The sequence below is a fragment of the Frankia canadensis genome (genome assembly GCF_900197875.1).
Taxonomy (GTDB): Bacteria; Actinomycetota; Actinomycetes; order Frankiales; family Frankiaceae; genus Frankia; species Frankia canadensis.
On sequence record NZ_FZMO01000168.1, the window covers coordinates 44920 to 51228 of the forward strand.

General features: G+C 70.1%; 8 protein-coding genes. 6 read left to right on the forward strand and 2 right to left on the reverse strand.

Going from position 1 to position 6309, the window contains the following annotated elements; translation table 11 throughout:
- Positions 1 to 70: 70 nt before the first annotated feature.
- The 5 genes from C1A33_RS15100 to C1A33_RS36610 all read left to right on the forward strand — a co-directional run bounded on the left by C1A33_RS15100 (position 71) and on the right by C1A33_RS36610 (position 3253).
- Positions 71 to 370 (forward strand): YiaA/YiaB family inner membrane protein, encoded by a 300-nt coding sequence (locus C1A33_RS15100; protein WP_101832132.1) that lies wholly within the window; start codon positions 71 to 73, stop codon positions 368 to 370.
- Positions 371 to 504: 134 nt separating this feature from the next.
- On the forward strand, positions 505 to 948 hold the full coding sequence (locus C1A33_RS15105) for an ester cyclase (RefSeq protein WP_101832133.1): 444 nt from the start codon (positions 505 to 507) through the stop codon (positions 946 to 948).
- Between the two features lie 269 nt (positions 949 to 1217).
- The gene (locus tag C1A33_RS15110; RefSeq protein WP_101832134.1) at positions 1218 to 1880 is read left to right on the forward strand and encodes a hypothetical protein; all 663 of its coding nucleotides are present in this window, start codon (positions 1218 to 1220) and stop codon (positions 1878 to 1880) included.
- Positions 1881 to 1931: 51 nt separating this feature from the next.
- Positions 1932 to 2720 carry a phytanoyl-CoA dioxygenase family protein gene (locus C1A33_RS15115; RefSeq protein WP_207770318.1) on the forward strand — a complete coding sequence of 263 codons (789 nt, stop codon included), beginning with the start codon at positions 1932 to 1934 and terminating at the stop codon, positions 2718 to 2720.
- Between the two features lie 155 nt (positions 2721 to 2875).
- Positions 2876 to 3253 carry a Fic family protein gene (locus C1A33_RS36610; RefSeq protein WP_101832136.1) on the forward strand — a complete coding sequence of 126 codons (378 nt, stop codon included), beginning with the start codon at positions 2876 to 2878 and terminating at the stop codon, positions 3251 to 3253.
- Positions 3254 to 3575: 322 nt separating this feature from the next.
- Here the strand turns inward: C1A33_RS36610 and C1A33_RS15130 are convergent, their stop codons facing one another.
- Entirely contained in the window at positions 3576 to 4331 is a 756-nt protein-coding gene (locus C1A33_RS15130; protein WP_101832138.1) for an SDR family NAD(P)-dependent oxidoreductase, read from the reverse strand.
- 144 nt (positions 4332 to 4475) lie between these two features.
- Here C1A33_RS15130 and C1A33_RS15135 point away from each other — a divergent pair, with 144 nt between their 5' ends.
- Positions 4476 to 5432: a LysR family transcriptional regulator gene (locus C1A33_RS15135; protein ID WP_101832146.1), complete on the forward strand. Its 957-nt coding sequence runs from the start codon at positions 4476 to 4478 to the stop codon at positions 5430 to 5432.
- A 79-nt stretch (positions 5433 to 5511) separates the two neighbouring features.
- Here C1A33_RS15135 and C1A33_RS15140 read toward each other — a convergent pair whose 3' ends face one another.
- Positions 5512 to 6231, reverse strand: a complete 720-nt coding sequence (locus tag C1A33_RS15140) for an SDR family NAD(P)-dependent oxidoreductase (RefSeq protein WP_480014411.1) — start codon at positions 6229 to 6231, stop codon at positions 5512 to 5514.
- Positions 6232 to 6309: the final 78 nt, after the last annotated feature.

The following is a 6309-nucleotide window of genomic DNA, read 5'->3' on the forward strand; positions in this document are numbered from 1 at the left end:
CTCGGAGACCAGCCAGAAGTTGAGTACGACGACTCAGGCCAACCGACCTCGACCCACCCAGACTGGGTGCATGTCCTCCGCGAAGCCCCCCGCTCCCAGAACCACCACGGCGTTCCTCGTCCAGGCCGCGCTTTCCTTCGGTATCTCGGTGATCTCGGTGACCTACGCGATCGCGCATCTGCCGGGCAGCGCCTGGATCCGTGGCTTCCTCCTGCTCGGCCTGCTGTACGTGATCACGTCGACGTTCACCCTCGCCAAATGCGTACGCGACCAGCAGGAGGCCTCCGCGGTCGTCAGCCGGGTCGACCAGGTCAGGCTGGAGCGGTACCTCTCGGAACACGACCCTTACAAGGAACCGATCGGCCACTGACTGCGCCACCCGGAAAGGCCCAGGTGATCGCGGTGCCGGAAGCCGCCCCGTCACCCGCGGGCTGACCCGGTCGAGCCATGCGGATTGCCGACAGGTGCAGGTCAGGAGCGCTCCGGCGCGGCACACTGGGCGCCATGACGGATCTGATCACGCGACTGCTGTCGCTGTGGAGCGACGGCCTGCCCGCGGACGACGAGACGGCGGTGCGCGCGTTCCGCGAGCTGTACACCGACCCGGTCCCGGTGAACGGGACCCCGATGACCGCCGCCGACCTCATCGCCCGCGCCCGGGCGCTGCACGCCGCACTGGCCGACATCCGCCACGAGCTGATCGAGCAGGTGCAGACACCCGACCGTCTCGCGATCGGCTTCTACCTGCACGGACGACACGTCGGCCCGCTGCCCACCGCGCTCGGACCGGTGCCGGCGACCGGGCAGGAGGTGTCCATCCGGGCCACCGACATCCTGCGGATCACCGACGGCCGGATCAGCTCCATCTGGGTGATCTCCGATGAGCTGACCGCGCTTCTCAGCCTCGGCGTGCTCGTTCCGGGCAGCACCCCACTACCGGCCGCGTAACCGCCTTCTGACGTCCACGAAGTGTTCCCGAGCTGGATCCGCGGCCTTCTCCTGCTCGGCCTGCTCGCGCCGGCAACAGGCGCGAGCACACGAGGACGCTACGAGCAGACGTCCATGGCGGATATTCGATGGCGTCCGGCTGAGGCCCCCGGTACGGTGAAAAGGCGGCTGCTGGCCGACCGTCGAGCGGTTTACCGAAGTTCTGACCGCATAAACGCCGAAGAGGTGTCACTCTGGACGAGGACAGCGGCGACATCAACGGGCTCGCGGTGGCCCGCAAAGCCGCCGAGCTCATCACCTACGCGTTTTTCGTCGTGAAGTTCGATCTTCTTTCCCTCGGCGACTACGTCGAGAACGCGGTGGCTCGATGGGTCACCCTCTTCTTTCTCAGCGCGGGACTCCTCGTGCTGGTCCTCACCACGGTTCTCGTGGCGGTGGACAGGGATCAGCGCCGGGCCGCGGGTTCGGCGATGGCGCTGCCGTTCGGTGTGATGCTGGCGGCAACGACGCCCTTCCTCGGCACATGGGCTGCCGAAAAGATGCTGGACCTCAACCGACTGGCAGCCTCCTTCCCGATCCTCATAGCAATGATTCTGGGCCTGCTCGGCCTCGCTCTCTACGTGGTCCTCTTCTTCGCCTCTCTGGCCGCCCTGTTCGTCTCGGCACACACCTTCTTCTTCGCCGGGACGGCGCATCCGCTTCTCCCACCCCTGCTCACCGTGGTCACCGTGTGGATTCTGGTGGGATGCGACATCACCGGCATCCAGGACCGTGTGGTGACGGCGCTGTTCGACAAGGCCACTCTGGCGCAGAGCACCGCCTCGCTGGCGTTCGGGATCACCTCGGCGGTGGTGGCCACCGCCTTCGCCGCACTCGAGATCCGCCAGCTCCACGCCAACGGCATCCATCTGCGTGCCGGCCCCTGGCGCTGATCACCCGAAAATCCTTTGCGTGCCCATGATGCCCGGACGAAGGTGGTGGTCGTGCGGCCAACCCTGACCGATGAGGAGATCGAGGCGTTTGTCGACCTGGGCTTCGTCCGGGTCCCGGAGGCGTTCCCACGAGCATTGGCCGACGAGTGCCGGTCGATCCTGTGGCGGATGACCGGCCTGGATCCCGACGATCCGTCGAGCTGGACACAGCCTGTCATCCGTATCGACGGCAGCGGGGAGCCGCCGTTCGGGCTGGCCGCCAACGCGCCGCGGCTGCGCAGCGCGTACGACCAGCTCGTCGGCGCCGGGCGGTGGCGGCCGCGCAGCGGCATCGGCACCTTCCCCATCCGTTTTCCGCACCCGGACGACCCGGGCGACGCGGGTTGGCATATGGACGGCGGCTACCTGCCGGACGGCGAGACGTGGTTCTGGCTGAATATCCTCTCCCGCGATCGCGCCCTGCTGATGCTGTTCCTGTTCTCCGACGTGGGCCCGGACGACGCGCCCACCCGTGTCAAAGCGGGATCACACCTCGACGTCGTACCGTTTCTGGCCCCCGCGGGCGAGCGTGGCCGCAACATGCTGAAGCTGTGCCAGGAGATGGACGCGGCGGGAAAGCTGGACAGTCCCGACCGGCCGCAGGCTCTCGCGACAGGTCAGGCCGGCGACGTGTACCTCTGCCATCCGTTCCTCATCCACGCCGCGCAACGCCACCGCGGTTCCGTTCCGCGTTTCCTCGCTCAGCCGCCGCTGGACCCGGCGGGTCTCCTCGACCTCGACCGCGCCGACGGCGCCTACTCCCCCGTCGAACGCGCCGTGAGACGGGGTCTCGCAGGCTGAAGCGGCTCTCCGGATACCTCCCACTCCCGCCACCAGCAAGGCGCGGGAGCGGATCGGGTAGCTGGGCCTACTCCACCGGCGGGGTCGGCGCCTACGACGTACCAATCCACCCCGGCGTCGGCTGATGGTCGCCGGCCTGTCCGCTCGGGTCATCGGTGGGCCACCGACCCGGCTGTGCCTTCTGCGCGGACGACACGCTCCCGGCCGTCGCCCAGGCCGCCCTCGCGCACGCGCAGTTCGAGACGATCCACCCGTTCGTCGACGGCAACGGTCGCACCGGGCGCGCGCTGATCCACATGGTGCTGCGCCGGCGCGGACTCGCCACACGCGTGCTGCCGCCCGTCTCCCTGATCCTCGCAACCTGGTCCCGGGCGTACCTGGCGGCGCTCGACGACACCCACCAGGTGGGTCCGGCGACCTCCGGCAAGGCCCAGGCCGCCACCGACGGCCTGGGTCGCGCTGTTCGCCGCCGCCTGCACCCGCGCCTGCGCGGATGCCGCAGACTTCGAACGACACCTCGTCTCACTGCGTGACGACTGGCGACGCCGAGCCGGCCCTGCACGGGCCGACTCGGCACTCGCCCGCCTCCTGTTCCTGCTTCCCGCGGCGCCGGTCCTCACCGTCCGCTCCGCCGCTGCTCTGGCCGGACGAAGCACGCAGGAGACGAACGAGGCGATCAGCCGCCTCGTCGACGCGGGCATCCTGCACCAGATCACGGTCGGCCGTCGCAACCGCGTGTTCGAGGCCCCCGAGGCCATCGAGGCGTTCACCCGGCTTGAACGACGCCTCGCCAGCCCGGACGGCGACACCCACGTCAGCCCCCGAACCGACGCCTGCCCAGAACGCCGTGACCGGTCAGCCCTGCCCCGAGGCCGCCGCGCGGGCGCCGTGGTAGCCGCCGTCGACGCGAAGCAGGGTGCCGGTGACGAACTCCGCGGCGGCGAGGTAGCGCAGAGCCTGGGTGGTCTCGGCGACCTCGCCGACGCGGTTCAGTGCCGCCACGCCCGCGAGCCCGTCCGCGCCACCGCCGTGCAGCGGGGTGCGGATCATGCCAGGTACCAGGGCGTTGACGCGGATGCGGTGGGGCGCGAACTCGGCCGCCCACGAGACGGTGAGCGCGTGCACGGCACCCTTGCTCGCGGTCTGCGCGCTGGCCGGCACTCCCAGCAGGGCAGCGTCCACCAGCAGGGAGCCGACGTTGACGATCGCACCGCCGCCGGCCTCGATGAGCGCCGGCACCACGGCCTGCGTGGTCACGAAGGTGCCGCGGACGTTGACGGCGTAGTAGCGGTCAAGGTCGTCGAGGGTGCTGTCGAGGAACGGCCCGGCGCCGAAGACACCGGCGTTGTTGACGAGCACGTCGACGCGTCCGAAACGCTCGCGGGCGCCGTCGACCATCGCCCGTCCGGTGGCGGGATCGGAGATGTCACCGGGAACCGCGAGGACCTGCTCAGGGTTGCCGAGCGCCTGCGCGGCCCGGTCGAGCTTGGCCCGGTCGGTCCCGTTGAGGACGACGTTGGCGCCGTCGGCGACCCACGATCGGGCCGCGTCCAGCCCGATCCCGCTGCTGGAGCCGGTGATGAGGACGGTGGGAGCGGAGAGATGGCTCATGGTCGGGCTTCCTGTTCGTCGCGGCCGCAATGGTGCGCCCGCCCGTCGCCCGTCGTGGAGCGGCGGGGAGCGCATCGGCAACGTACGGTCACTCCAGCCATCAGATCCAATACGACTTTCCGCGCCCAGATATAAGGTGTGCTGATGGCACTGGATCGGCCCCAGCTCGAACTGCTCGAGGCGCTGGCCAGCGCCGGCACGCTGACCGCCGCCGCGCGCCGGCTCTATGTGAGCCAGCCGGCGCTCACCCTGCGCCTGCGCAACCTGGAGGATCAGCTCGGGATCCGGCTGTTCGACCGCCAGGGCCGCCAGATGGCGCCGACGCGGGCCGGTCAGCGGCTCATCGAGACGGCGACCGTGGTCCTGCGCGAGCTCGATGCGGCCGAGCGCGACGTCCGCACGCTCGCGGCCGGGATGGTGGGCAGTCTGCGTTTCGCCTCGCAGTGCAGCACCAACTACTCGTGGTTGCCGGCGTTGCTGCGGCAGTTCCACGAGGAGCATCCCGGCGTCGAGGTCCGTATCGAGCCCACCGCCGCCGACCGTCCCATCCCGGCGCTGCTGGCCGACCGGATCGACGTCGCCCTCGTCGCCAAGCCCGACAGCCAGATGCACGCCGTCGACCTCGAGCCCCTGTTCGTCGACGAGCTCGTCGCGGTCGTCGCGCGCAACCATCCGTGGGCCGGCCGCGACTCGCTCGGCGCCGACGACTTCACCGACGCGCATGTCGTGCTCTACGAGGTGTACGACACCCGCCGCAGTGCCGCGGCGCTCCTCCCACTGCCCGCCGGGGCCTGGCCGGCGCGCCTGACGACGGTTCCCGTGATCACCGAGCTGCTGCTCGAGATGGTCCGAGGGGGACAGGCGGTCACCGTGCTGCCATCCTGGGTCGCGACGAACTACCAGGCGTCACATGGCGTCACAACCGTGCCGATGCGACCCGCCCCGGAGCCTCGGGTCTGGTACTGCGCCACCCGGAAAGGCCCAGGTAGTGGGGCGCTCGACGACTTCGTCGGTCTGCTCCGGGAACGATTCCGGACGCAGCGGCCAGGAAAGGCCCAGGTGATCGCGGTGCCGGAAGCCGCCCCGTCGCCCGCGGGCTGACCCGGGCGGATGACCGTGATCACGGTCGGCCGACGATAGTCGGGGACCGGAGGTGATGGCTGTGCGAGCGGGCGCCTGGTCAGACCGTGTAGCCGCCGTCGACGGCGAACTGCGCCCCGGTGATCCACCGTCCGCCCTCGCCCACAAGATGGGCGACCGTGGCCGCGACATCCTCACCGGTGCCGTACCGGCCGAGGGCGGTCAGTGCCCGGTTCCCTTCCGCGCGGGGACCGTCCGCGGGATTCATCTCGGTGTCGACCGGACCGGGATGGACGAGATTGACGGTGATCCCTCTCCCGCCGAACTCGCGCGCGAGCCCCTTGGTGAGGCCCACCAGTGCCGACTTGCTCGCCGAGTACAACGTCAGGCCACCGGCCGGAATCCGGTCCACCAGACACGTCCCGATGTTGACGATGCGTCCGCCCTCCCCCATGTGGGCCGCGGCGGACCGGGCGGCGAAGAAGGCGGCTCCGACGTGAAGGGCGAAGGTCCGCTCGAACTCGTCGAACGTCACGTCCCTGATCGGGCCGGTCGGAAAGATGCCGGCATTGTTCACCAGAATATCGAGGCGGCCGAACTCGGCGACGGTCCGCTCGACGGTCGATGCCGGGGCTGTCCGATCACCACCGTCGGCCTGGATGGCGAGACCGCGCCCACCGGCCGTCCCGATCCGATCCACTACCTCCTTCGCCTGGTCGGCCGCACGGAGGTAGGTGAGGGCCACGGCCGCGCCGTCCGCCGCCAGCCGGGCGGCGATGGCGGCGCCAATGCCGCGGCTGCCGCCTGTCACCAGCGCCACCTTTCCCGCCAGGCCCGTTTTCGGTGTCCATTCACGGGTGGTGGGTTGAGTAGCTCCGTGTTGATGGTGGTTCAGGCG

Coding starts and splice junctions, on each gene's coding strand:
- C1A33_RS15100 (WP_101832132.1), top strand. CDS start 71: ATGTCCTCCGCGAAGCCCCCCGCTCCCAGAACCACCACGGCGTTCCTC.
- C1A33_RS15105 (WP_101832133.1), top strand. CDS start 505: ATGACGGATCTGATCACGCGACTGCTGTCGCTGTGGAGCGACGGCCTG.
- C1A33_RS15130 (WP_101832138.1), bottom strand. CDS start 4,331: ATGAGCCATCTCTCCGCTCCCACCGTCCTCATCACCGGCTCCAGCAGC.
- C1A33_RS15135 (WP_101832146.1), top strand. CDS start 4,476: ATGGCACTGGATCGGCCCCAGCTCGAACTGCTCGAGGCGCTGGCCAGC.